The sequence below is a fragment of the Pseudomonas fluorescens group sp. PF-1 genome, from assembly GCF_054481335.1.
This window is the reverse complement of the sequence record NZ_JBTMNG010000001.1, coordinates 417,406-441,215: the sequence shown is the minus strand read 5'-3', so window position 1 is coordinate 441,215 and position 23,810 is coordinate 417,406. Positions and strand designations below refer to the sequence as shown.

The window sequence follows — 23,810 nt, the reverse complement described above, 5'->3', positions numbered from 1 at the left end:
GAACTGCATGACCCGTTACGCTCTGATCACTGGCGCTTCCAGCGGCATCGGCCTGGCGATGGCCGAAGCGCTGGCCCGGCGTGGCCGCAGCCTGATTCTGGTGGCCCGCCAGCGTGATCAGCTGGAAAGTATTGCGATTGAACTGACCCAACGTTTTGGCGTGGAAGTGTTGTTCCGTGCCTGTGACCTGGGTGAGCCGCTGCGGCTCTCCGGGTTCCTGCTGGAACTGGAGGAAGGTGACCGGCAAATCGACTTGCTGGTCAATTGTGCCGGCATTGGCACTTGCGGCCCATTCCTGGCCCAGGACTGGATGACCGAGCAGGACCTGATCGAAGTGAATATTCTGGCGCTGACCCGCCTGTGCCATGCCATCGGCAACAGCATGGCGCTACAGGGCGGTGGACAGATTCTGAATGTGGCCTCGCTTGCGGCGTTCCAGCCCGGTCCGTGGATGAGTACGTATTACGCCAGCAAGGCTTACGTGCTGCATTTTTCCGAAGGCTTGCGCGTCGAGCTGAAAAAATGCGCAGTCAATGTATCAGTGCTCTGTCCTGGCCCCACGCGCACAGGCTTTTTCCGCACCGCACAACTGAACACCGACAAATTGGCCGACAGCAAACTGCTGATGAGTCCGGAAGAAGTCGCACTCTATACCGTGCGGGCCCTGGAGAAAAATCGCGCAATCATCATTCCGGGACGACGCAACCGCTGGCTCGCTGCCCTGCCCCGCTTCGGCTCGCGGTGGCTGACCCGGACAATCGCTGGCATGGTCATCAAGGCATACTGCCCGCGCTGATCGACCTGCAAGGTAAAACGCTGGGCTCGGGCAAAACCCATGAGTACACTCAGGCCAGCCCAAACAACGGAGAAAACAGCTGTGGATACTCTGTTCACCAAGATCATCAACCGGGAAATCCCGGCGAAGATCATTTATGAGGACGACCAGGTACTGGCCTTCCACGACATCGCCCCACAGGCGCCCGTGCATTTTCTGGTGATTCCGAAAAAACCGGTGCGCACCCTGAACGACCTGACCGAGGACGACAAGGCATTGGCCGGGCATATCCTGTTCACGGCCCAGCGCCTGGCCAAGGAACTGGGTTGCGAAGACGGCTTCCGCGTCGTCATGAACTGCAATGAACTGGGTGGCCAGACCGTCTACCACATTCACATGCACGTGCTGGGTCAGCGCCAGATGCTCTGGCCGCCGGGCTGATGTCGTAAAACCTGCAGGAGCGAGCTTGCTCTCGAAGCCGCAGTGGCAGCCAATACAATCGTTGGATGTCAGCGCCTCTTCGCGAGCAGGCTCGCTCCCACAAAGGCTTCACCTCATTGTCACCACCCCAGCCTCACAATGACCCAGCGCAAACCTTCCACGGCCGATTGAGTTAAACTGGCCGCCGAGATTCCCCCCGGAGGTCAGCATGACTACCCAGCGTCACTACTCGCCAATTGACCGCCTTCTGCTGCAAGCCGATGCCGCAATGCGTACTTTGCTGCCCTTCAGTGGTCAGCCGTACCGTCCGTCGCCTGCCATCGTGCAGCCGGACACGAAGATGAGCGATGAAGACACTCGGCACGTTGCCGGCCTGATGCGCATCAACCACACCGGTGAAGTCTGCGCCCAGGCGCTGTACCAGGGTCAGGCCCTGACCGCCAAGCTGCCGAAAGTGCGTGCCGCCATGGAGCATGCCGCCGAAGAAGAAATCGACCACCTGGTCTGGTGCGAGCAGCGCATTCATCAACTGGGTAGCCATACCAGCATTCTCAATCCGCTGTTTTACGGCATGTCGTTCGGGATTGGTGCGGTCGCCGGGTTGATCAGCGACAAAGTCAGCCTGGGGTTCGTTGCAGCGACCGAAGATCAGGTGTGCAAGCATTTGAACGAACACCTTGAGCAACTGCCAGCCGAAGATGAAAAGTCCCGGGCGATCCTTGAGCAGATGCGCCTTGATGAAGAACAACATGCCGAGAGCGCGCGCGAGGCGGGTGGTTTCCGCTTTCCGGCGCCAGTGAAGTTCGGCATGAGCTTGTTGGCCAAGGTCATGACCAAGAGTACTTATCGGATCTGACTCCGTTTTTGACAGACGCCCGCGCCAGCAATAAAAAAGGCGACTGCCGCAAGGTAGTCGCCTTTTTTGTGCTCGGTGGTCTTAGCTCGACATATTGCGCGCGTAGAAAATTTCGAGCATTTCGTGTTTCACACGGTCGGTCACCTGGGCACGCTGCTCAGAGGACAGATTGCTGGTGGCGTCACCGAACAGGTAGTTATCCAGTTCGAAGTTTTTCAGCAACATTTTGGTGTGGAACAGGTTTTCCTGATACACGTTCACGTCGGTCATCTGGTACGCGTCGCGGGTGTCGTCGGAAAGGTAGTTCTGAATCGAATTGATCTCGTGGTCGATGAAGTGCTTTTTGCCTTCAACGTCGCGGGTGAAACCACGCACACGGTAATCCACTGTCACGATGTCCGAATCGAACTGATGAATCAGGAAGTTGAGCGCTTTAAGCGGTGAAATGACCCCGCATGTCGACACGTCGATATCCACACGGAAGGTTGCAATGCCGTCGACCGGATGGATTTCCGGGTAGGTGTGCACCGTGATGTGGCTCTTGTCGAGGTGGGCCAGAATAATTTCGGGCAACGGGCCCGGAGATTCTTCGATCTGGCTGTCAGTCGGGGTCACCGGTTCTTCAGAGATCAGAATCGTGACGCTGGCGCCCTGCGGCTCATAGTCCTGACTGGCGATGTTCAGGATGTTGGCACCAATGATATCGACAACCTCTGTGAGGATCTGCGTCAGGCGCTTGGCGTTGTACTCTTTATTGATGTACTCAACGTAAGCCTGTTGGTCTTGCGGGGTTTCCGCGTAGCAGATGTCATAGATGTTGAAGCTCAAGGTCTTTGTCAGGTTATTGAACCCGTGGAGCTTGAGTTTGCTTTTCACCGTTAAAAACTCTCTATGTATTGCGGCCCGGCCGCGTGATCAAGCATGCCCGTCAGATGCGAAGGACGCACCTGCGTAGGACGGTTAACACCTCTTCGCGATGGCGATTTTGGTTGTCTGTTCGGGTGCGCGGCCTGTCGGAGGACTGGCCACTACCCTGAAAAAAGTGGCGCATTATGCAGACGTCGGCTTGGGATCGCCAGAGTCTGCACTGCTTTTATGATAGTTGAATGTCGATTCAACCGAGTTCGATGATTTCGTAGTCGTGGGTAATCTCGACACCGGCCGCACCGAGCATGATCGAGGCCGAGCAATACTTCTCGGCAGACAGTTCGATGGCACGCTTGACCTGGGCTTCTTTCAGGCCGCGGCCCTTGACCACAAAGTGCATGTGGATCTTGGTGAAGACCTTTGGATCTTCGGTCGCACGCTCAGCTTCGAGGAAGGCTTCGCAACTCTCGACGGCCTGACGGGACTTCTTGAGGATACTGACCACGTCGAAATTGCTGCAACCGCCAACGCCCAGCAGGAGCATCTCCATCGGCCGAACACCCAGGTTACGACCGCCAGCATCGGGCGGACCGTCCATGACCACGACATGACCACTACCGGATTCGCCGAGAAACATGGCTTCGCCAGCCCATTGGATGCGTGCCTTCATCGCCAAGACTCCACTGTATAAAAAAGGGTAGCCAGCTTAGCACAGGCCCCGTGATTGACAGCGCTCGCCTTCCTAGGACATAACCTCCTGAGCTGTAGGTAAATTCTCGAATATTGCAGGAAGCGTCTGTTAAGCTGGCGCCAATTCGCTGGCGCACAGCCAGGTTGCCGCGGCTTCGCGATGCATAAAAAACCAACTACACCGTGCAGTTTTTTCGGAATACAACCATGGTTGCGATTGCCCTACCCCCCAAGATCAAAAACCTCGACAAATTGTTGATGCATTGCCAGCGCCGTCGCTATCAGGCCAAGAGCAATATCATTTGTGCCGGTGATCGCTCGGAAACCCTGTTTTTCATTATTAAAGGCTCGGTCACCATCCTGATCGAGGATGACGACGGCCGGGAAATGATCATCGCCTACCTGAACGGCGGGGACTTTTTCGGTGAGCTGGGTCTGTTTGAACAAGCAGGCCTGGAACAGCAGCGCAGCGCCTGGGTACGCGCCAAGGTCGAATGCGAAGTCGCGGAAATCAGCTACGCGAAATTCCGCGAATTGTCCCAGCAAGATCCAGACATTCTTTACGTGCTAAGCGGACAAATCGCACAACGTTTGCGTAACACGACTCGAAAGGTCGGCGACCTGGCGTTCTTCGACGTCACCGGGCGTGTCGCCCGCTGCCTGCTGGAGTTGTGCAAACAGCCCGATGCGATGACCCACCCCGACGGCATGCAGATCAAAGTGACCCGTCAGGAAATCGGAAGGATTGTCGGGTGTTCCCGTGAGATGGTCGGCCGCGTGCTCAAGGACCTGGAAGAACGCAATCTCGTGGACGTCAAAGGCAAGACCATGGTGGTCTTCGGTACACGCTAAGCGCTGAACATCTGCGTCAGCATTTGTCGATACAGTTCATCGAGACGCTCCAGCGCGTCTGGTGCCGTAAACTTTTCATGCAAAGCGATATGGCTTTCGGCGCGTACTCGCTGCTCCAGACCGCAAGCCTCGTTGAAGCGGTTGACTGCGGCAACCATCGATTCACGCTCGTTATCCAGCAGCATAGCTCCGTGCACCAGCCCCACCGGGCGCTGGCCACCGTGGCTCTGGCGCCACCGCTGGGCCGTGCCGACCATCTTGCGGCCGTCGAGGTTGACGTTGAAACGGCCGTCGCAGAATGCGCCTTCGATTTCCCCAAGCGACGACGTACCGCCCTGTTCATCCAGCAACTGACAGATCGGGTCGCACAGCCGATGGTAACCGGACTCGATGCGGTTCAGATCCCCCTCGCTGCGCGGTGGTGCGTAAACCAGTGCGATGTTGATCGTCGATGCCGATTGCGGCACAGGTTCACCGCCTGTTTCGCGCAACAGCACTGGCCAGCCGGCGGCGGCAGAAACTTCGCAGGCGTGCTGGAAACCGGGCAGACGATTCAAGCGGCGCGGCATGACCAATGCGCGATCACTCGGTTGCCAGAACAGCAGGCCGAACTCCGAGGCGCCGGCGCAGACCGACGCCAACAAATCCTGTTCGGCTTGCAGGCCGGCTTCGATGGTCAGAGAAACAAGTGAGGTCATAAGGTATTCCCTAGGACATATCGTCTGTGGTGTTTCTTATGCCGCCATTGCGAGCAGGCTCGCTCCCACATTGAATCCCCTAGTGTTGGCAGAATTTTTGTGGGAGCGAGCCTGCTCGCGATAGGGTCGACTCGATCTGCGGGTGATCAGTCGAGTGTAGAACCACTGACAGGAATGCCACGCTCCGGAAAGAACAGGCGCTGCAGTTCGGTACCCGGGCTTTCGGCACGCATGAATGCTTCGCCGACCAGGAACGCGTAAACGTCGCTGATTTCCATCAATTCGACGTCGGCACGGTTGAGGATGCCGCTCTCGGTGATCACCAGGCGATCGCGCGGGATCCGCGGCAACAGGTCGAGGGTGGTTTCCAGACTGACATCAAAAGTGTGCAGGTTGCGGTTGTTCACGCCAACCAGCGGCGTGTCGAGGGTTTTCAAGGCCCGCTCCAGCTCGTCGCCATCGTGAACCTCCACCAGAACATCAAGGCCGACGCTTTTCGCCACCGACGCCAGCTCGGCCATTTTCACATCGTCCAAAGCGGAGACGATCAACAGCACGCAGTCCGCGCCCAGCGCACGAGCCTCGACGATCTGGTAGGGATCGATCATGAAATCCTTGCGAATCACCGGCAGTTTGCACGCGGCACGTGCCTGCTGCAGGTACTCATCAGCGCCCTGGAAATAGTCGATATCGGTGAGCACTGACAGGCAGGTAGCGCCGCCTTTCTCGTAGCTCCTGGCGATAGCGGCGGGAACGAAGTTCTCCCGAATCACGCCTTTGCTCGGCGATGCTTTTTTGATTTCAGCAATGACCGCCGGCTGTTTCAGCTTGGCCTGAGCCAGCAAAGCCTTGGCAAAACCACGGGGTGCATCGGCCGCCTTGGCCAGGCTTTCCAGCTCGGCGAGGCTCACGCGAGCACTGCGCTCGGCAACTTCCTCGACTTTGCGCGCCAGAATGTTTTCCAGAACCGTCGGTACACTCATCCCTCATTCTCCACTTTGAATACCGCGGTAAATGCACCCAGCTCCTCGAGTTTTTCCCGAGCGAGACCGGTGTGCAGCGCATCGTGCGCCAGGGCAACCCCCTCTTTCAAACTGCTGGCATGGTCGGCGGCGTACAAGGCGGCACCGGCATTGAGCATGATCATCTCAGCCGCTTTCTGACCGTTTTCGGTCTTGCGCTTGCCCAGCGCATCGCGGATCAGCTCAAGGGACGCCGCCGGGCTGTCCACCGCCAGGCCATGCAGGCTCTGGCTCTTCATACCCAAATCTTCCGGTTCGACCCAATATTCGGTGATCTGGTCATTCTTGAGTTCGGCAACAAAGGTTGGCGCAGCCAGGCTGAACTCGTCCAGACCGTCCTTCGAATGCACCACCAGCACATGCTTGCTGCCCAGACGCTGCAACACTTCAGCCAAAGGCCGGCACAACGCCTGAGTGAATACGCCGACCACTTGATGCTTCACACCGGCCGGATTCGTAAGCGGGCCGAGCATATTGAACAGCGTACGCAGGCCCAGGTCACGACGCGGACTCGCGGCGTATTTCATCGCAGAGTGATGAGTCTGGGCAAACATGAAACCAATACCAACGTTGTCGATACAACGCGCCACCTGGACCGGCGTCAGGTTCAGGTAGATACCGGCGGCTTCCAGCAAATCGGCACTGCCGCTCTTGCCCGAAACCGCACGGTTACCGTGCTTGGCCACGGTGCAGCCGGCCGCCGAAACCACGAAGGCGGCGGCGGTCGACACGTTGAAGATATTGGCGCCGTCGCCGCCGGTACCGACCACATCGACGACACCGTCGAGTGTCTTGAGCTCGACCTTGTCCGCCAGTTCACGCATCACCGACACGGCACCAACGATTTCATCGATGCTTTCACTCTTCATGCGCATGGCCATCATGAACGCGCCGATCTGCGCGTCCGTGCATTGTCCGGTCATGATTTCGCGCATCACATCGCGCATTTCATCGGTGCTGAGGTCGAGTTGCTCGACGATACGGCTCAGGGCAGTCTTGATATTCATGAAAAGTCCTTAGCGCGTGCCGCCGGTTTGTTTGAGGAAATTCGCGAACAGCTCGTGACCCTGTTCGGTGAGGATAGACTCCGGGTGAAACTGCACACCCTCAATGTTCAGGGTCTTGTGGCGCAGCCCCATGATCTCGTCCACCGAACCGTCTTCGAGCTGAGTCCAGGCGGTGAGCTCCAGGCAATCGGGCAGCGTTTCACGCTTAACGACCAAGGAATGATAGCGGGTGACCGTCAACGGATGATTCAACCCCTCGAACACGCCTTTGTCTTCGTGAAATACCGCGCTGGTCTTGCCGTGCATGACCTGGCGGGCACGGACCACATCGCCGCCAAAGGCCTGGCCGATGGACTGATGGCCCAGGCACACGCCGAGGATCGGCAGTTTGCCGGCGAAGTGCTTGATCGCCTCAATCGAAATACCGGCTTCGGTCGGGGTGCAAGGACCGGGAGACACCACGATGCGCTCGGGGTTGAGGGCTTCGATTTCAGCAATGGTAAGTTCATCGTTGCGCACGACTTTGACCTCGGCGCCCAGCTCACCCAGGTATTGCACAACGTTGTAGGTAAAAGAGTCGTAGTTATCGATCATCAGCAACATGGCGTTAAGAACCTCTTGAATTCACTGACTTCTAATGCAGCCTTCGGATGAACCACCCGCTGCGGCCTGCGCTCGATCGGTCGAGGCGGCCGGCATACGGGTCAGTCCATGGGTCAGCTTTCTGGAGTTTGTTCAGCCAGGGCAACGGCGCGGAACATCGCGCGGCGCTTGTTCAGGGTTTCTTCCCATTCCAGCGCCGGCACCGAGTCGGCGACGATGCCGCCACCGGCCTGCACATGCAGCTCGCCGTTCTTGATCACCGCCGTGCGGATTGCAATGGCGGTGTCCATGTTGCCGTTCCAGGCGAAGTAGCCGACGGCACCGCCGTAGACACCACGCTTGACCGGTTCCAGCTCGTCGATGATTTCCATCGCGCGAATCTTCGGTGCGCCCGACAAAGTGCCCGCCGGCAGGATTGCCCGCAGGGCGTCCATCGCCGTCAGCCCGGCCTTCAATTGCCCGGTGACGTTGGACACGATGTGCATCACGTTGGAATAACGTTCGATGACCATCTTCTCGGTGAGCTTCACCGAACCGATTTCCGAGACCCGACCGGTGTCGTTACGGCCCAGGTCGATCAACATCAAGTGCTCGGCGATTTCCTTGTCATCGGACAGCAGGTCTTTTTCCAGCGCCAGATCGGCTTCTTCGGTGGCCCCGCGCGGGCGGGTACCGGCAATCGGGCGCACCGTGATCAGGTTGTCTTCGACCCGCACCAGCACTTCCGGCGAACTGCCTACGACGTGGAAGTCGCCGAAATTGAAGAAGTACATGTAAGGCGTCGGGTTGAAGCAACGCAGCGCGCGGTACAGGTCGATGGGTGCAGCCTTGAAGTCAATCGACATGCGCTGGGACGGTACAACCTGCATGCAGTCGCCAGCCAGGATGTATTCCTTGATGGTGTCGACGGCTTTTTCGTAATCATCCTGGGTAAAACTGGAGCGGAACACCGGATCGGCCGATTGCTGCTTGCTGAAGTCCAGACCACGGCGTGGGGTGATCGGCTGACGCAGTTTTTCCAGCAGTTCTTCCAGGCGTGCACGACCTTGTTCGAAGGCGTCTTCCTGCGCCGGGTCGGCCAGGACGATGGCGTGCATCTTGCCGGCGAGGTTGTCGAACACCACCACCGCGTCGGAGACCATCAGCAGGATGTCCGGCACGCCCAGCGGATCCGGGTTCGGGCATTTGCCCAGACGCTTCTCCACATAACGCACGCAGTCGTAGCCGAAGTAACCCACCAGGCCGCCGTTGAAGCGCGGCAGACCGGCGATGGTCGGTACGTTATAGCGGGCCTTGAAGGTTTCGACGAAGGCCAGCGGGTCTTCCACGTCGTGACTTTCAGTCTCGACGCCATCGACGGTCACACTGACGTGATGGTCGTGAACCCGCAGCACGGTGCGGCATGGCAGGCCGATGATCGAGTAACGGCCCCACTTCTCCCCGCCCTGTACCGACTCCAGCAAGTAGGAATTGGGCTCATCGGCCAGTTTCAGGTAGATCGACAGCGGCGTGTCGAAGTCGGCCAGGGTTTCGCAGGCAAGCGGGATGCGGTTGTAGCCGGCAGCGGCCAAACGCAGGAATTCTTCGCGGATCATGAGGTGCCTCGTGGCTTGAGGGTCTAACAGTCAGGTATGCAAACGCGCCGGGTAACCGGCCAGGAAAAAGTCAGGCGCGCCAACGCCAGCGGGCCAGGGCCTTGATGACTTTCATCCAGAGTTTGCGAGTGACCACCACGATGGAATTTCCAGGAGGGGATTGAACAGCGTCGGGCAACGTTATCTCAGCCGCCGGATCCAGGCAACCGGGAATTAGCTTGCGCAGATCGTCGATCACCAGTGCCGGCGATTCCTCGGCGATCGGACGACCATGGTTATAGCCGTAGCTCAGGGCCACGCACTTGACCCCCGCCGCTTTCGCCGCCAGCACATCACTGCGCGAATCGCCGACGAACAAGGACTGCGACGCCGGGATATTGGTCATTTTCATCACGAAAAACAGGGCGGCCGGGTCCGGCTTTTTCTGCGGCAGGGTGTCGCCGCCGATGATCAGGCGGAAATACCGACCAATCTTCATCCGATCAAGCAGCGGCGCGACGAAGCGTTCCGGCTTGTTGGTGATCAGCGCCATCTCGACACCCTGTTTGTGCAGCCACTTCAGGGTATCGCGTACGCCGGGGTAAACCATGGTCAGCTCGTGACCATCTTCATAGAAGCCGTTGAACAGCTCCAGGGCATGTTCGGCTTCGGCCTCATCGACACCTTCGGCGTCGATGTTGTTGGCCAGGGCCCGGCGCACCAGCATCTGGACACCGTTACCCACCCACTCGCGCACCGATTCGATACCCGCGGGTTGACGGCCGAGCTTGAGCAGCATGTTATCCACAGCCGCTGCGAGGTCAGGGACCGAATCGATCAGCGTGCCGTCCAGATCGAACATCACCAACCTTGGCAGGCTTCCCGGGAACAGCTGCTCAAAACCGCTCATGGACGAGCCAGCGCCAGTTCGGAACGCATCTTCTCGATCACTTCCTGATAGTTCGGCGCGTTGAAAATGGCCGAACCGGCGACGAACGTGTCGGCACCAGCCGCAGCGATTTCACGGATGTTGTTGACGTTCACGCCGCCGTCGATTTCCAGGCGGATATCGCGGCCGGAGGCATCGATCAGAGCCCGTGCTTCGCGCAGCTTGTCGAGGGTGCCGGGGATGAACTTCTGCCCGCCGAAACCCGGGTTGACGCTCATCAGCAGGATCATGTCGACCTTGTCCATCACGTATTTGAGCACGTCCAGCGGGGTCGCGGGGTTGAACACCAGGCCCGATTTGCAGCCGCCTTCACGGATCAGTTGCAGGGAACGGTCGACGTGCTGCGTGGCTTCCGGGTGGAAGGTGATGTAGGTCGCGCCCGCTTCGATGAAGTCACCGACGATGCGGTCCACGGGGCTGACCATCAAATGCGCGTCGATCGGCGCGGTGACACCGTACTTGCGCAGTGCCGAGCACACCATCGGGCCGATGGTCAGGTTTGGCACGTAATGGTTGTCCATGACATCGAAGTGCACGAAGTCGGCGCCAGCGGCCAGGACATTGTCTACTTCTTCACCCAGGCGGGCGAAGTCGGCGGAGAGAATCGACGGAGCAATTACGAAGGGCTGCATGACGCACCTTTTCTGAGCAGAATCACGATGGCGCGCATTGTATACCTCATGCTTTGACGCGCGCACCGTGACCGCGATGATTGGGTTGTGCCTAGTAAGCCGCGCGGTAGATCTTCTCGATATCGACCGCATTCAGTTTGCGCGGATTATTACGCATCAGGCGCTCGATCCCCGCTGCTTCCACGGCCATGCTCGCAATGGCCTCCTCGGGAACCCCGAAGCTGCGCAGGTCTGAGGGGATTTCCACTGCCGCGCACAGCTCGGTCATGGCTTCCACCGCTTTATCGGCCGCTTGCGTGACGCTCAGATGAGCGGTCTTCACCCCCATGGCCTCGGCAATGTCCTGCATGCGCTCGAAGCAGGCCATCTTGTTCCAGTGCATGACATGGGGCAGCAGCAAGGCGTTGCTGACGCCGTGGGCAATGTTGTAACGCGCGCCCAGCGGATACGCCAGCGCATGGACCGCACCGACACCGGCATTACCAAAGGCCATGCCGGCCATCAGGCTGGCGGTAGCCATGTCTTCTCGGGCCTGCAGATTGGACGGATTGGCATAGGCCTTGGGCAGCGCCCGGACGATCAGTTTGATGGCCCCGATGGCCAGTGAGTCGGTTATCGCCGACGCATTCAGTGACAAATAAGACTCGATGGCATGCACCAGCGCATCGACACCACTGGCCGCTGTGACACTGCGGGGACACGTCAGGGTCATCTGCGGGCTGACCAGCGCAACGTCTGGCAACAGGTAGTCACTGACAATGCCTTTCTTCAACTGCGCGACCTTGTCGGAGAGGATCGCCACGTTGGTGACTTCCGAGCCGGTACCGGCGGTGGTCGGGATGGCGATCAGCGGCGGGCCTTTGCGCGGCACCTGGTCGATGCCGAACAAATCCTCCAGCGCACCGTGATAACCGGCATACGCCGCTACGCTCTTGGCGATGTCGATGGCGCTGCCGCCGCCCAGACCGATCAAGCCGTCATGCCCTCCATCGCGGTAGACCCGCATGCAGTCTTCGACGATGGCGATTTCCGGGTCCGGCAGAACCCGGTCGAAGATTTCGTAAGTACGCTCCCCCAACTGCGCCAGCGCCAGTTCCACCGTGCCGGATTTCACCAGGGCGGCGTCGGTGACGATCAGCGGGTTGTCGATGTCCAGACGCGTCAACTCAGCCGCCAGTTGCTCGATGGCTCCGGCGCCGGTGATCAGTTTGTGAGCGATTTTGAAAGAGGAAAGACTCATGTGCGCAGCCTCTTATAGGTAGGGGAGCTGGGCACAAGAGTAGCTGGGGATTTGGGGTTGTCTGGTATTCAGGTCGTGAATGACCGACGAGCCCGAGAACCACCAATAACACCTGTAGGAGCGAGCCTGCTCGCTCCTACAGTGGGTCGAGTGGCGTCAGACCTGCGCAGTACGCAGTTTCTCGCTACGCCCACGCAACCATTCCAGGGTCAGCAGCAGGATCACCGAGAAAGCGATCAGCAAGGTCGCCGCAGCGGCAATCGTCGGGCTGAGGTTTTCGCGGATCCCGCTGAACATCTGCCGTGGCAAGGTCGCTTGCTCTGGACCGGCGAGGAACAGCGTCACCACGACTTCGTCGAACGAGGTGGCGAAGGCGAACAATGCACCGGAAATCACACCGGGAGCGATCAGCGGCAAGGTTACCCGCCGAAACGCCGTCAGCGGCGAAGCACCGAGGCTGGCAGCGGCGCGCACCAGGTTTTGGTTAAACCCCTGCAACGTCGCCGACACGGTGATGATCACGAACGGCACGCCCAGTACCGCGTGCACCACGATCAACGAGAAGAAGCTGTTACCCAGGCCCAGCGGCGCAAAGAACAGGTAGCTGGCCACACCGATGATCACCACCGGCACCACCATCGGCGAAATCACCAGCGCCATGACCAGCGCCTTGCCGGGGAAGTCGCCACGGGTCAGGCCAATGGCCGCCAGCGTACCGAAGACCATCGCCAGCACCGTGGCCGCCGGGGCGACGATGATGCTGTTCTTCAGCGCACGCATCCACTCCGCCGAAGCGAAGAAATCGTGGTACCACTGCAGCGAGAAGCCCTGCAGCGGGTAGACCAGGAAACTGCCGGAGTTGAACGACAGCGGAATGATCACCAGTACCGGCAGGATCAGGAACAACAGAATCAGGCCGCAGAGAATCCGCAAACTGTAGAACCACACCCGCTCAATGGGCGACATATAAGGACTCAGCATTTTGTTCTCCCCTTAGCTCAGGCGCAGGCGACTGGCGCCTACCAGCCAGCTGTAAATCAGATAAAGCACGACCGTTGCCAGCAGAAGCAGCCCGCCCAGTGCGGTCGCCATGCCCCAGTTGATGCTGGTGTTGGTGTAGAAGGCGACGAAGTAGCTGACCATCTGATCGTTCGGGCTGCCCAGCAACGCCGGGGTGATGTAGTAGCCGATGGCGAGGATGAACACCAACAGGCAACCGGCGCCGACACCGGCATAGGTCTGCGGGAAGTACACCCGCCAGAAGCTTGCAAACGGATGGCAACCGAGGGAAATCGCCGCACGCATGTAGGTCGGCGAGATGCCTTTCATCACGCTGTAGATCGGCAGAATCATGAACGGCAGCAGGATGTGCACCATCGAGATGTAGACACCGGTGCGGTTGAACACCAGCTCCAGCGGCTTATCGATGATGCCCAGGGCCATCAGGCCGCTGTTGATCAGCCCCCCCGACTGCAGCAGCACGATCCACGCCGCGACCCGCACCAGGATCGAGGTCCAGAACGGCAGCAGCACCAGAATCATCAGCAGGTTGCTTTGACGCGATGGCAGGTTCGCCAGCAGGTAGGCCAATGGATAGGCCAGAACCAGACAGATCACCGTGATGATCAGGCCCATCCAGAAAGTGCGGGCGAAGATGTCGAGGTAGATGGCCTGATCCGGGGTGGCCGGGGCCAGTTCGCCGAGGTCATCGATACGGTGATCGACGGCAGCCAGCAAGTAGTAAGGCGTAATGCTGCTGGTGTTACGGCGTACAGCTTGCCAATAGGCCGGGTCACCCCAACGCTCGTCGAGACCTTCCAGCGCTTCTTTATAAGAGGTTGGCTCGGTGGCGAACGGCAAGGCACGTGCGGTTTTGGTCAACAGGCTGCGATAGCCGGCCAATTCCATGTTCAAGCGCTTGGACAGGTCGCCCAAGGTCTGATTCTTGCGGGCTTCAGCGAGGTCCTCGCTGGCGGCCTTGTACACCGGTTCAGCGGGCAGGCCACGGCCGTCCCAACTGGCGATAGCCGTCACGGTGCGCGGCATGCCGCCGACCACTTCCGGGTTACCGACACTTTTGTAGAGCAGCGCCACGATTGGCACCAGGAACACCAGCAACAGAAACAGCACCAGCGGCGCGATCAAGGCCTGGGCCTTCCAGCGGTTGACCCGCTCGGCGTGCTTGAGCCGTTGCTTCAAGGTGGGATCAGTGCCCGCGTTCAGGGGAACGGCGATAGCCATGGCGTACTCCGGAAATCTTTGATCGTTACAGAGGCATACAAACAACCTGTGGGAGCGAGCTTGCTCGCGATGGGGGCATAACATTCAACATCAATGTTGACTGACCCACTGCTATCGCGAGCAAGCTCGCTCCCACAAGGATTGCGGCGTTCAAACCACGGGGTTTGCTTACTTCGCGGCCCAGGAATTGAAGCGCTGTTCCAGTTGCTCGCCGTTGTCAGCCCAGAAGCTGACGTCGATCTGCACCTGGTTGGCGATGTTTTCCGGGGTGGTCGGCATGTCTTTCAGGACATCCTTGGCCAGCAACGGTACGGCTTGGGTGTTGGCCGGGCCGTAGGCGATGTTTTCCGAGTAGGTCTTCTGCTGCTGTGGCTGTACCGAGAAGGCGATGAATTTCTTCGCCGCTTCTGCCCGCGCCTTGTCCAGACCCTTTGGAATGGCCCATGCGTCGAAGTCGTAGATACCGCCGTTCCACACGACTTTCAGGTTGCTTTCTTTCTGCACGGCAGCGATACGACCGTTGTAGGCCGAGCTCATGACCACGTCGCCGGAAGCGAGGTATTGCGGTGGTTGAGCGCCGGCTTCCCACCATTGAATGCTTGGCTTGAGCTCATCGAGCTTCTTGAACGCACGGTCCTGGCCGTCTTTGCTGGCCAGCACTTTGTAGACGTCTTTCGGCGCAACGCCGTCGGCCATCAGAGCGAATTCCAGGGTGTACTTGGCGCCTTTACGCAGGCCACGCTTGCCCGGGAATTGCTTGGTGTCCCAGAAGTCCTTCCAGCTGGTCGGTGCGGTTTTCAGCTTGTCGGCGTTGTAGGCCAGCACGGTCGACCATACGAAGAAACCCACGCCGCACGGCTGGATCGCGCCTTTAACGTAGTCTTCGGTCTTGCCGAACAACTTCGGATCAAGCGGCTCGAACATGTCTTCGTCACAACCACGGGACAGTTCTGGCGACTCTACTTCCACCAGATCCCAGGACACGCTCTTGGTGTCGACCATGGCCTTGACCTTGGCCATTTCACCGTTGTACTCGCCTGCCACGATCTTGCCGTTGCCTGCCGCTTCCCACGGTGCATAGAAAGCTTTGACCTGCGCTGCCTTGTTCGCGCCGCCAAAGGACACCACGGTCAGGTCAGGGCCAGCGGCCATCGCGCTTGCTGCCCCCATCATGCCCAGTGCCAGAGCGGTGAATTTCAGGGATCTCAACATTTATTGTTCTCTCCACGTGCAGGGTTGGTGTTGGTATTGCCGGGGCGATCAGTTCGCCTCTAGAAGGGGATCGAGCGCGCGAACGTGTTCGACCTGCCAGCCAAGCGGTACCACATCGCCGACCGCCAGCCCGGGATCGAGCTCGGCAATCGGTTGTTTCACGAAGAAGTCGGTCTTGCCACAGACTTCAAGGCGAACCCGGACGTGGTCGCCCAGATAGATGAATTCCGCCACCCTTCCCGAGAAGCGGTTGGCGCAAGACTCGCTGGAGCCATTGAGGCTCACGCGCTCCGGACGAATCGACAGGGTGACGGGTTCACCGGTCCTGCCGACATTCACCGCCAGCGCTTCAACTTTTTCACCACGTCCCAGTTCCACCACACAGCGGTCGCCGGTCTGGCTGTGCAAACGGCCATTGAGACGGTTGTTCTCGCCGATGAAGTTGGCGACGAAGGTGTTTTTCGGCTCTTCGTAGAGCGTGCGCGGTGGCGCGATCTGCTGGATTTCACCCTGATGGAACACCGCCACGCGGTCAGACATGGTCAGGGCTTCGCCCTGGTCGTGGGTCACGTAGACCACGGTCACGCCCAGACGCTGGTGCAGGTGTTTGATTTCCATCTGCATGTGTTCACGCAACTGCTTGTCGAGCGCGCCGAGGGGTTCGTCCATCAGCACCAGTTGCGGCTCGAACACCAGTGCGCGGGCCAATGCCACACGTTGCTGCTGACCACCGGAAAGTTGTGCCGGATAACGCTGAGCAAAGGCATCGAGTTGCACCATGCTCAGTACACGCTTGACCTTGTCGCCCACATCGCTCTTGTTCATGCCACGCACCGTGAGCGGGAACGCCAGGTTCTCGGCGACCGTCATGTGCGGGAACAACGCGTAGTTCTGGAACACCATGCCAATGTCGCGTTTGTGCGGCGGCACGTTATTGATGGCGCGACCAGCCAGGAGGATCTCGCCGGCGGTCGGTGTTTCGAAACCGGCAAGCATCATCAGGCTGGTGGTCTTGCCGGAACCGGATGGCCCGAGCAAGGTGAGGAATTCGCCTTTGCGAATATCCAGGTTGAGGTCTTTGACGATCAGGTTCTCGCCGTCGTAGCTCTTCTGCACTCCACGAAAGCTGACCAGAACATCATTGGCCCCTGCACTTGAATCGACCTGGCTCATACCCACACCTTTGTTGTTGATGACTGCTGTGGACTAAGCCTAGTGGACGCTGGGGACCACGCAAATCGGGGTGCAGGAGAGAATCGCCTCAGACGGATGGAAGGTTGGGGGTAGGGATTGCCCTACAAGGATGGCGCGTTTTGGCATACGCAGAGGCAAGCTGTCAGCCAGAAGCAGCAAGCAAAGGCAAAAGCGCTGAAACCATGTGTCGCAAATGGGTATGCGAACACTAAACCTGTGGGAGCGAGCAAGCTCCCACAGGTTTAGAGGAGTTTGTGTTCCATCGCGTACTTCACCAGTTCCGCCAGCGAAGTGATGTTGAGTTTCTGCATCAACCGCGCCTTGTGGGTGCTGATGGTCTTGCTGCTCAACGCCAATTGCTGGGCGATGTCGTTGACGTTCGCCCCCTGGGCCAGGCGTTCGAACACTGAAAACTCACGTTCCGACAGCAGCGAGTGCAAGGGCCGCGAATCGGTCAGGCCGACTTCGAAGACCATGCGGTCGGCCAGGTCCGGATCGATATAACGCCCACCCGCCGCAACCCGGCGGATGGCGGTCAACAGCAGGGCCGGGTCGCTGTCCTTGGTGGCATAACCTGCGGCGCCGACCTTCAACGCCCGCGCCGCCATTTGCGCTTCGTCGTGCATCGACAGCACCAGAATCACCGGCGGATTGTTCAGCGCACGTATCCGTGGAATCGCTTCGAGGCCGTTGACGCCCGGCATGGAGATGTCCAGCAGCACCACTTCACAGGGCACATGTCTCAAGGTCTCGAGCAACTGTTCGCCATTACTCGCCTCCCCCACCACCAGCAGATCCTTGGCCAGGCCAATCAATTGCTTGATGCCTTCGCGGACGATGGTGTGGTCTTCGGCTACCAGTACACGGATCACTTACTTCTCCTCATCCAACGGCACTCGCACGATCAGGGTCGTGCCCTCGCCCGGCTCACTCTCAAGCGACAATTGGCCGCCCATGATCAACACTCGCTCGCGCATGCCGACCACCCCAAAGGAGGTCGGCCTGCCCGCGGCTGCAACAAATCCTACGCCATCATCGCTGATGGTCAGACACAACTCATTGCCATCAAGGGCCAGTGTCAGTTCGACAGTATGCGCCTGGGCATGGCGCATGACATTGGTCAGTGCTTCCTGAAGGATGCGGAACAGGCCAATCGCCTTGGCATCACTGAGCACCGGCAAATTGTCCGGCACCTGCACCAGACAAGGAATCTGCGTGCGCGCCTCGAAGCGACGGGCCTGCCATTCAATGGCCGAGGCAATCCCGGCATCAAGAATCGGTGGCCGCAACGCTGTCGCCACATCACGCACCAGCTGGAACAACTGCGCGATCAGGCGCTTCATGCTGTTCAGGCGTTCGTTCAGACCGGGGGCGAGCTGGGCGTAGGCCAGTTCGCACATGGACGTTTCCAGTTTGAGCACGGTCAACATTTGCCCCAGCTCGTCGTGGACTTCCCGCGCGATGCGGGCCTTTTCCTCTTCACGCACGCTCTCCAGGTGCGCGGACAACTCCCGCAGTTGCTCCCGGGAACTGGCCAGCTCCAGTTCGATGCGTTTGCTCTCGCTGATGTCCCAGACGATCCCATCCCATACGTACGCGCCGTCCTCGAGTCGCCGGGTAATCGCCTTGATTTCCGCCCAGCGTTGCTCGCCCTGACGGGTCAGGATTCGCCCTTGCCATGACCAGTCGCTGTCGGTGTCCAGGGCGTGGTCCTGGGTCTGGTGATAGCTGGCCTTGTCGTCCGGGTGCACCAGGCTACGCAGGCCTTTGTCGCGATGAGCCAGGGTGGCCGGCGAGTACCCCACCAGACTCTCGCTGCCTTCACTGATATAGGCAAAATCGATCTGCCCGGTCACCGGCGCCCGCTCAAGGCGAAAGACCAGTCCAGGCACATTCGCCGCGATCCCTTGCAGCCGCGCTTCGCTTTCCTGCAGTGCGGCCAGGGCACGGCGGCGCTCGGTGACATCGGTGAGGTAAACCACCAGGTATTCGCCATCGCGAAAACGCAGGAAACTCAGCGAGACGTCTGCCGGCAGGATGCTGCCGTCGGCCCGCAGGCAATTGGTTTCGAAACTTTGCGGGGCGTCGTCGCTGGCCCTGGCGAGTTTCCACAGGTTCAACCAGCGATCCATGTTCAGACCGGGCTCGAAGTCGATCAGGGGGCGATCGATGATTCCCCCCGATGAATAGCCCAACATGCTTTCGGCCGCTCGGTTGGCGTAGCGCACATGACTGTCCCAATTGACCCAGAGGATACCGACGGTGCTCTGATCGATGGAAAACTGCGTCAGCCGCAAGGCTTCTTCACTCGCGGCACGCAAGGCAATGTCTTGCTGCGCCGCCGCCAGTCGTTGCTCCAGGCTGAGCTGCTGACGGCGCTGCCAAAACACGATGGCCATGCTGCTCAATGCCAACACCAGCAACAGCAGGCAAAGGTTTTGCCAGAAGCCCGGCGTTTCAGTGAGCCGCGGGTACTTGGGCTGAAGCCATTGGTTGTGCAGGGTCTCCAGATCCTTGGCCGGGATTGCCCGTAATGCGCTTTCGACGATGCCTGCCAACTCCGGCAGGTCGCGCCGCGTCGCGATTCGCAACAGTTGGGGCAAGCCGATGTCGCCCACGACGACCAGCTCGGCGAACTCCGGCTCGACAGACAGACGCCCCAATTGCGCCTCATCGACGACGGCGTAGGCCGCTTGCTGACTCAACAACAATTGCAACGCCTGACGCTCGACCGGAACGCCCTGCAGGTTTAAATGCGGGTAGTTGCTGCGCAGGTAATCGGCAGTGACGCTGGGCATGCGTATCGCGACGCGGGTCTGGCTGTCGAGTTTTTCCAGCTCGACCGCGCCGGTGCTTTTCTGGTCGCTGACCACCAATTGAGGCACGCGCATGTATGGGTCGGAAAACTGCCAGAGGCGCAAACCACCAGGCGTCTGGGTCAGCCCTGGCGCGATGTCGATTTCGCCCTGGCGCGCAGCGGCTTCCAACTGCTCAAGGTCGGGAAAGTTACGCCAGGTCAGTTCGACCTTGAGCGACTTGGCCAGCCATTTCATCAGCTCGACGTTAACCCCGGACAGCCGCTGCAAGCGGCGATCGTATTGCGCATAGGGCGCTTGCAACACCAGCCCGACCCGCAATTCTCCTTGCCGGGCCAGCCACTGTTGCTGCTTGGGCGACAAGATTGCAACGTGCGCCGGGGGCATGACTGCCGCCCAGCCCATCAAGGGAAACCACAAACAGCCGATAACCCACAGGCAGCGAAAACGCATCATCGAACTCTCACACACTGACAAATACTGACCAACCCATTAGGCTGCCGGAATTACTTCTGGCCTGGAATATCCGATGCCCCCTGTCTACCGCCTGGCACTGCCAGCATTGTGCCTGTCGCTGATCCTGCCTTGCGCTTTTTCGGTCGAAGCTGCCGACCCGGCACCCGATGCCGCGCAAAAGCCCGCCGAAGAAAAACCGGTCGAACGCCAGCCCTTGCCTGAGCGTAGTCAGGAAGAAGCGACAGCACTCGAGCGAAAAATCCCGGCTCAGGAACAGCAGCAACTGCAAGCGGGCGGCGATACCTTCCTGGCCTTATGGAAACCGGCCAATACGGCCGAACCCAAAGGTGCGGTGATTATCATCCCGGGCGCGGGCGAAACCGTTGACTGGCCTCAAGCGATCGGCCCTTTACGGCGCAACTTGCCGAACGCCGCGTGGAGCAGCCTGAGTATCACCTTGCCGGACCTGCAAAGCGATGCCATTGCGCCGCGCATCGTTGAAGTGGCGCCAGCCCCCAAGGCGGCGGACACCGGCAGCAAGGATTCGACAACCGCGTCCCCCATCGAACAGGCGGCTGGTGGCGAAGCGGACGTGGCCGACAAGGCGATCGCCGAAACCACGGAAGAGCAGGCCAAGGCCGATGCCGAGCGGATCTTCGCCCGTATCGACGCCGCGATTGCGTTCGCTGAACAGCAAAGCGCGCGCAGCATCGTCGTATTGGGACACGGCACTGGCGCTTACTGGGCGGCACGCTACCTGAGCGAAAAACAGACATCGCAGGTCGAGCGGTTCGTCATGGTTGCCGCGCAGACGCCGGTTCAAGCGAAACCCGAACTGGACGAGCTCACGCCAACCCTGAAACTGCCTACCGCCGACATTTACTATAAGGACAAACCCCTGGACCGCGACGCGGCGCTCGCCCGTTTACAGGCCAGCAAACGCTTGAAGTCTTCGGCGTTTAGCCAGGTGTCGCTCAAGGCATTACCGGGCAATGCCAAGGCTGAGCAGGAACAATTGGTGCGCCGGGTTCGGGGTTGGTTAAGTCCACAAACCGCAGCAGACTGAGTGACCGGGTCGCCTGTATCGCGGGCTTGCCAGCGATACAGGCATCACGAGCCATCCACACCGTTGCCGCTATCAAAAATCCCGCCGCTGACGAATCAGCATATAAGCACCCTGCAATTCACGAGTTTTCTCGGTTGCTTCGCGGACCTGAAGTTCCGTCGCCCCCCTTCCGGCGACTTTGTCCGGATGATGACGACTGAGCAGGCGGCGATAGGCACGCTTGATCTGCGCCGGCTCAGTGGTGGCTGATACGCCCAACAGCCGCATGGCGTCTTGATAGGTGGCTGCTTTGTTCGCCACCGATCGCTTTTGCGGCTCATAGTCCGCCGCCAACGCCTGCACCTGATGCGACCGCCAGCCCAGCCACCGCCCCCATTGAGCAATCAACTCCCGCTCACGGGTGCCGGCCCGGCCGTCCGCCCAGATCATCCGCCAACAGGCGCGCAATACCCCTTCTGCCGCATGGGGTTGCGCACTCAAGCGGCGCAGATAACCACGCAACCGATCATTGCCCGACTTGCCGCGATTGAACGCTGCTATCGCCCGACGCTGAGCCGATTCGTTCATCTCCAGCGCCCGCATTTCCTGCCGCGCCTGCTGAATATGGCCATCCACAACCTGCCCGTCGCTCTTGGCCAATCGCCCCAACAAAACAAACAACAGTTCATCGTTGCGCAGCGCCGGGCGGCCACCAAGCTTTTCAAGCAAGTGCCCCCAGCTCTGCAAGTGCAGGCGCCGGTCCAGCGCCTGCCCCAACAATGCACCCAGCATGGCCCCGGGAATGCTGGCGATGGCAAAACCCGCTCCGGCTCCAATCAGAGTCCCTGGCCACAGCATGTCAACGTCTCGCTTCAATCAGGGTTTCGACTTGCGCCAATCGCTCGTGAGTGCCGACATCGACCCACTGCCCGTTCAGCCGTTCGCCGGACACTTGTCCGTTCGCCATTGCCGAGCGCAGTAACGGTGCCAGTTTGAACGCCCCGGCAGAGCAGCCTTCGAACAGCTGCGGATGTAGCACTGCGATACCGCTGTAGGTCAGCGTGGGCGCATCCGCTTGACTGTCGCGCACCTGCCCGTCGATCAACTGGAAGTCCCCGGCCGGATGGTGGTCCGGGTTGTTCGCCAGCACCAGGTGAGCCAGACCGACAATCGGCTGATGCAACACGCTGAAGTCGTAATCGGTCCAGATATCGCCGTTGACCACCACAAAAGCCTCATCACCCAACAACGGCAATGCGCGGAAAATCCCGCCTCCCGTTTCCAGCGGCTCCCCTTCCGGCGAATACTGAATGTGCACACCGTACCGCGAGCCATCGCCCAGATAGTCTTCGATCTGCTGGCCCAGCCAGGCATGATTGATCACGATTTCGTCAAACCCGGCCGCCGCCAGGGCACGCAGGTGATACTCGATCAGGGGCACCCCACCTGCACGGACCAGCGGCTTTGGCGTGGTCAGCGTCAGGGGGCGCATGCGCTCGCCCTTGCCTGCTGCCAGAATCATTGCCTTCATGCCGTGACTCCAGCACGCAGACTGGCCAGCAACACGTCCAGCTCAGCCAACTCCGGACGACGCGCAATCACAGCATCTATATATGCAAAGAAACGCGGCACATCACCCAGGTAGCGTGGCTTGCCGTCGCGATGACAGATGCGGGCGAAGATGCCGATCACTTTCAGGTGACGCTGCACACCCATCAAGTCACTGGCACGCAGGAAATCCTCGAAGTCGGGCTGAACCGGAATATTCAACGCCGCCGCTTGCTGCCAGTAACTCTCCAGCCAGCCACGCACGCGCTCCTCGGGCCAACTGAGGAAGGCATCCTTGAACAGACACGTCACGTCATAAGTCACCGGACCATAAACAGCATCCTGGAAGTCCAGCACGCCGGGATTCGGTTCGCTGAGCATCAGATTGCGTGGCATATAGTCACGATGTACGAGGACTTTCGGCTGGGCCAATGCGCTGTCGATCAACAGGTCGCTGACCTGCTGCCAAAGCACTTGCTGAGCGGCGTCGAACTCGATGCCCAGCTCGCGTTTCACGTACCACTCGGGAAACAACTCCAACTCTCGACGCAGCAGCGCCACGTCATAACTCGGTAGTGGCGCAACCATCGGCAACTGTTGAAACGCCAGCAGTGCTTGCAGCGCATCGGTGAACAAATCGTCGGCGTTTTCGCTGTCGATGACATCCAGATACGTCTTGTTGCCCAAGTCATTGAGCAAAAGAAAACCGCGCTCGAGGTCCTCGGCATAAATTTTCGGCACATTTATTCCGGATTTCGCCAGTAAAAAAGCGATATCCACGAAGGGTTTGCAGTTTTCCTGAGGCGGCGGGGCATCCATCACGATGAAACTTTTTCCCGCACCTTCCCAACGAAAATAACGTCGGAAACTCGCATCGCTACTGGCTGCGGTCAACGTGGCCGGGGGTACGGCACCCCAACCCTGTTCTGTATAAAGGTTTGCCAATTGCTCATCGAGCCAAACTTTCAGGTGTTGCAAACGTACATCTTGGTCAGGCATTGCAAGGGTCTCCGACGGCGCTAGCCGTCAAGCGGGTCATGCTTTATTATCCAGCATCTTTTTCAGACCATCGAGAGGCGTGCGGCCCACACC

At 59.5% G+C, this 23,810-nt stretch carries 24 protein-coding genes; 5 read left to right on the top strand and 19 right to left on the bottom strand.

All coding sequences use genetic code 11. The features are described from left to right. Nucleotides 1–7 precede the first annotated feature (7 nt). The 3 genes from ACX3YD_RS02050 (at nt 8) to coq7 (ending at nt 2,072) form a co-directional block, all read left to right on the top strand. Complete coding sequence (locus ACX3YD_RS02050) at nt 8–796, top strand: SDR family NAD(P)-dependent oxidoreductase (RefSeq protein WP_458959183.1); 789 nt, start codon at nt 8–10, stop codon at nt 794–796. Between the two features lie 81 nt (nt 797–877). After that, nucleotides 878–1,216, top strand: a complete 339-nt coding sequence (locus tag ACX3YD_RS02045; protein ID WP_458959182.1) for a histidine triad nucleotide-binding protein — start codon at nt 878–880, stop codon at nt 1,214–1,216. Between the two features lie 208 nt (nt 1,217–1,424). After that, nucleotides 1,425–2,072 (top strand): 2-polyprenyl-3-methyl-6-methoxy-1,4-benzoquinone monooxygenase, encoded by a 648-nt coding sequence (gene coq7 / locus ACX3YD_RS02040; protein ID WP_103404082.1) that lies wholly within the window; start codon nt 1,425–1,427, stop codon nt 2,070–2,072. An 81-nt stretch (nt 2,073–2,153) separates the two neighbouring features. On the opposite strand, the gene speD is transcribed toward coq7, so the two are convergent. After that, nucleotides 2,154–2,948 (bottom strand): adenosylmethionine decarboxylase, encoded by a 795-nt coding sequence (gene speD, locus ACX3YD_RS02035; protein WP_047534092.1) that lies wholly within the window; start codon nt 2,946–2,948, stop codon nt 2,154–2,156. Nucleotides 2,949–3,186: 238 nt separating this feature from the next. Beyond that, nucleotides 3,187–3,609, bottom strand: a complete 423-nt coding sequence (locus ACX3YD_RS02030) for an OsmC family protein (RefSeq protein WP_008061600.1) — start codon at nt 3,607–3,609, stop codon at nt 3,187–3,189. A gap of 227 nt (nt 3,610–3,836) precedes the next feature. On the opposite strand from ACX3YD_RS02030, the gene crp reads away from it, so the two are divergent. Next, nucleotides 3,837–4,481 (top strand): cAMP-activated global transcriptional regulator CRP, encoded by a 645-nt coding sequence (crp, locus tag ACX3YD_RS02025; protein WP_047534096.1) that lies wholly within the window; start codon nt 3,837–3,839, stop codon nt 4,479–4,481. Here the strand turns inward: crp and ACX3YD_RS02020 are convergent. From ACX3YD_RS02020 to ACX3YD_RS01955, 14 genes are all read right to left on the bottom strand, one after another. Next, entirely contained in the window at nt 4,478–5,179 is a 702-nt protein-coding gene (locus ACX3YD_RS02020; protein ID WP_458959181.1) for a lipoate--protein ligase family protein, read from the bottom strand. The genes crp and ACX3YD_RS02020 overlap by 4 nt on opposite strands. 146 nt (nt 5,180–5,325) lie before the next feature. Further along, nucleotides 5,326–6,162 (bottom strand): indole-3-glycerol phosphate synthase TrpC, encoded by an 837-nt coding sequence (trpC, locus tag ACX3YD_RS02015; RefSeq protein WP_103404085.1) that lies wholly within the window; start codon nt 6,160–6,162, stop codon nt 5,326–5,328. After that, nucleotides 6,159–7,208: an anthranilate phosphoribosyltransferase gene (trpD, locus tag ACX3YD_RS02010; protein WP_047534102.1), complete on the bottom strand. Its 1,050-nt coding sequence runs from the start codon at nt 7,206–7,208 to the stop codon at nt 6,159–6,161. Before trpD ends, trpC begins: the two co-directional genes overlap by 4 nt. Nucleotides 7,209–7,217: 9 nt before the next feature. Next, a complete protein-coding gene (locus ACX3YD_RS02005) occupies nt 7,218–7,811 on the bottom strand; it encodes an aminodeoxychorismate/anthranilate synthase component II (protein WP_103404086.1) in 594 nt (197 codons plus the stop codon). 113 nt (nt 7,812–7,924) lie between these two features. Further along, nucleotides 7,925–9,406, bottom strand: coding sequence for an anthranilate synthase component I (gene trpE / locus ACX3YD_RS02000; protein WP_090466780.1), 1,482 nt, complete (start codon nt 9,404–9,406; stop codon nt 7,925–7,927). Between the two features lie 70 nt (nt 9,407–9,476). Further along, nucleotides 9,477–10,295, bottom strand: a complete 819-nt coding sequence (locus tag ACX3YD_RS01995; RefSeq protein WP_047534109.1) for a phosphoglycolate phosphatase — start codon at nt 10,293–10,295, stop codon at nt 9,477–9,479. Next, nucleotides 10,292–10,966 (bottom strand): ribulose-phosphate 3-epimerase, encoded by a 675-nt coding sequence (rpe, locus tag ACX3YD_RS01990; protein WP_008061583.1) that lies wholly within the window; start codon nt 10,964–10,966, stop codon nt 10,292–10,294. Before rpe ends, ACX3YD_RS01995 begins: the two co-directional genes overlap by 4 nt. Nucleotides 10,967–11,057: 91 nt before the next feature. Then, nucleotides 11,058–12,206 (bottom strand): iron-containing alcohol dehydrogenase, encoded by a 1,149-nt coding sequence (locus ACX3YD_RS01985; protein ID WP_458959180.1) that lies wholly within the window; start codon nt 12,204–12,206, stop codon nt 11,058–11,060. A 156-nt stretch (nt 12,207–12,362) separates the two neighbouring features. Beyond that, nucleotides 12,363–13,187, bottom strand: coding sequence for an ABC transporter permease (locus ACX3YD_RS01980; protein ID WP_047534114.1), 825 nt, complete (start codon nt 13,185–13,187; stop codon nt 12,363–12,365). 12 nt (nt 13,188–13,199) lie between these two features. Further along, on the bottom strand, nt 13,200–14,447 hold the full coding sequence (locus ACX3YD_RS01975) for an ABC transporter permease (protein WP_103404089.1): 1,248 nt from the start codon (nt 14,445–14,447) through the stop codon (nt 13,200–13,202). Nucleotides 14,448–14,615: 168 nt separating this feature from the next. Next, nucleotides 14,616–15,659 (bottom strand): ABC transporter substrate-binding protein, encoded by a 1,044-nt coding sequence (locus ACX3YD_RS01970; protein WP_047534118.1) that lies wholly within the window; start codon nt 15,657–15,659, stop codon nt 14,616–14,618. 48 nt (nt 15,660–15,707) lie between these two features. After that, complete coding sequence (locus ACX3YD_RS01965; RefSeq protein ID WP_103404090.1) at nt 15,708–16,832, bottom strand: ABC transporter ATP-binding protein; 1,125 nt, start codon at nt 16,830–16,832, stop codon at nt 15,708–15,710. 263 nt (nt 16,833–17,095) lie between these two features. After that, nucleotides 17,096–17,725, bottom strand: coding sequence for a response regulator (locus ACX3YD_RS01960; RefSeq protein WP_020798801.1), 630 nt, complete (start codon nt 17,723–17,725; stop codon nt 17,096–17,098). Next, the gene (locus ACX3YD_RS01955; RefSeq protein WP_458959179.1) at nt 17,726–20,125 is read right to left on the bottom strand and encodes a PAS domain-containing sensor histidine kinase; all 2,400 of its coding nucleotides are present in this window, start codon (nt 20,123–20,125) and stop codon (nt 17,726–17,728) included. Nucleotides 20,126–20,198: 73 nt separating this feature from the next. On the opposite strand from ACX3YD_RS01955, the gene ACX3YD_RS01950 reads away from it, so the two are divergent. Further along, nucleotides 20,199–21,191: an alpha/beta hydrolase family protein gene (locus ACX3YD_RS01950; RefSeq protein WP_047534124.1), complete on the top strand. Its 993-nt coding sequence runs from the start codon at nt 20,199–20,201 to the stop codon at nt 21,189–21,191. A gap of 72 nt (nt 21,192–21,263) precedes the next feature. Here ACX3YD_RS01950 and ACX3YD_RS01945 read toward each other — a convergent pair whose 3' ends face one another. The 3 genes from ACX3YD_RS01945 to ACX3YD_RS01935 are packed head-to-tail and all read right to left on the bottom strand — an operon-like array spanning nt 21,264 to nt 23,717. Then, entirely contained in the window at nt 21,264–22,028 is a 765-nt protein-coding gene (locus ACX3YD_RS01945; protein ID WP_047534126.1) for a TerB family tellurite resistance protein, read from the bottom strand. A 1-nt stretch (nt 22,029) separates the two neighbouring features. Further along, nucleotides 22,030–22,701, bottom strand: a complete 672-nt coding sequence (murU, locus tag ACX3YD_RS01940) for an N-acetylmuramate alpha-1-phosphate uridylyltransferase MurU (RefSeq protein WP_103404093.1) — start codon at nt 22,699–22,701, stop codon at nt 22,030–22,032. Further along, nucleotides 22,698–23,717: an aminoglycoside phosphotransferase family protein gene (locus ACX3YD_RS01935; protein ID WP_458959178.1), complete on the bottom strand. Its 1,020-nt coding sequence runs from the start codon at nt 23,715–23,717 to the stop codon at nt 22,698–22,700. The genes murU and ACX3YD_RS01935 overlap by 4 nt, the downstream gene beginning before the upstream one ends. Between the last annotated feature and the right edge of the window lie 93 nt (nt 23,718–23,810).

What these genes read in the sequence shown, in the direction of transcription:
- ACX3YD_RS02050 (WP_458959183.1), top strand. Translation starts at nt 8, where the DNA reads ATGACCCGTTACGCTCTGATCACTGGCGCTTCCAGCGGCATCGGCCTG.
- coq7 (WP_103404082.1), top strand. Translation starts at nt 1,425, where the DNA reads ATGACTACCCAGCGTCACTACTCGCCAATTGACCGCCTTCTGCTGCAA.
- ACX3YD_RS02030 (WP_008061600.1), bottom strand. Translation starts at nt 3,609, where the DNA reads ATGAAGGCACGCATCCAATGGGCTGGCGAAGCCATGTTTCTCGGCGAA.
- crp (WP_047534096.1), top strand. Translation starts at nt 3,837, where the DNA reads ATGGTTGCGATTGCCCTACCCCCCAAGATCAAAAACCTCGACAAATTG.
- ACX3YD_RS02020 (WP_458959181.1), bottom strand. Translation starts at nt 5,179, where the DNA reads ATGACCTCACTTGTTTCTCTGACCATCGAAGCCGGCCTGCAAGCCGAA.
- trpC (WP_103404085.1), bottom strand. Translation starts at nt 6,162, where the DNA reads ATGAGTGTACCGACGGTTCTGGAAAACATTCTGGCGCGCAAAGTCGAG.
- trpD (WP_047534102.1), bottom strand. Translation starts at nt 7,208, where the DNA reads ATGAATATCAAGACTGCCCTGAGCCGTATCGTCGAGCAACTCGACCTC.
- ACX3YD_RS02005 (WP_103404086.1), bottom strand. Translation starts at nt 7,811, where the DNA reads ATGTTGCTGATGATCGATAACTACGACTCTTTTACCTACAACGTTGTG.
- trpE (WP_090466780.1), bottom strand. Translation starts at nt 9,406, where the DNA reads ATGATCCGCGAAGAATTCCTGCGTTTGGCCGCTGCCGGCTACAACCGC.
- ACX3YD_RS01995 (WP_047534109.1), bottom strand. Translation starts at nt 10,295, where the DNA reads ATGAGCGGTTTTGAGCAGCTGTTCCCGGGAAGCCTGCCAAGGTTGGTG.
- rpe (WP_008061583.1), bottom strand. Translation starts at nt 10,966, where the DNA reads ATGCAGCCCTTCGTAATTGCTCCGTCGATTCTCTCCGCCGACTTCGCC.
- ACX3YD_RS01985 (WP_458959180.1), bottom strand. Translation starts at nt 12,206, where the DNA reads ATGAGTCTTTCCTCTTTCAAAATCGCTCACAAACTGATCACCGGCGCC.
- ACX3YD_RS01980 (WP_047534114.1), bottom strand. Translation starts at nt 13,187, where the DNA reads ATGCTGAGTCCTTATATGTCGCCCATTGAGCGGGTGTGGTTCTACAGT.
- ACX3YD_RS01975 (WP_103404089.1), bottom strand. Translation starts at nt 14,447, where the DNA reads ATGGCTATCGCCGTTCCCCTGAACGCGGGCACTGATCCCACCTTGAAG.
- ACX3YD_RS01970 (WP_047534118.1), bottom strand. Translation starts at nt 15,659, where the DNA reads ATGTTGAGATCCCTGAAATTCACCGCTCTGGCACTGGGCATGATGGGG.
- ACX3YD_RS01965 (WP_103404090.1), bottom strand. Translation starts at nt 16,832, where the DNA reads ATGAGCCAGGTCGATTCAAGTGCAGGGGCCAATGATGTTCTGGTCAGC.
- ACX3YD_RS01955 (WP_458959179.1), bottom strand. Translation starts at nt 20,125, where the DNA reads ATGATGCGTTTTCGCTGCCTGTGGGTTATCGGCTGTTTGTGGTTTCCC.
- ACX3YD_RS01950 (WP_047534124.1), top strand. Translation starts at nt 20,199, where the DNA reads ATGCCCCCTGTCTACCGCCTGGCACTGCCAGCATTGTGCCTGTCGCTG.
- ACX3YD_RS01945 (WP_047534126.1), bottom strand. Translation starts at nt 22,028, where the DNA reads ATGCTGTGGCCAGGGACTCTGATTGGAGCCGGAGCGGGTTTTGCCATC.
- murU (WP_103404093.1), bottom strand. Translation starts at nt 22,701, where the DNA reads ATGAAGGCAATGATTCTGGCAGCAGGCAAGGGCGAGCGCATGCGCCCC.
- ACX3YD_RS01935 (WP_458959178.1), bottom strand. Translation starts at nt 23,717, where the DNA reads ATGCCTGACCAAGATGTACGTTTGCAACACCTGAAAGTTTGGCTCGAT.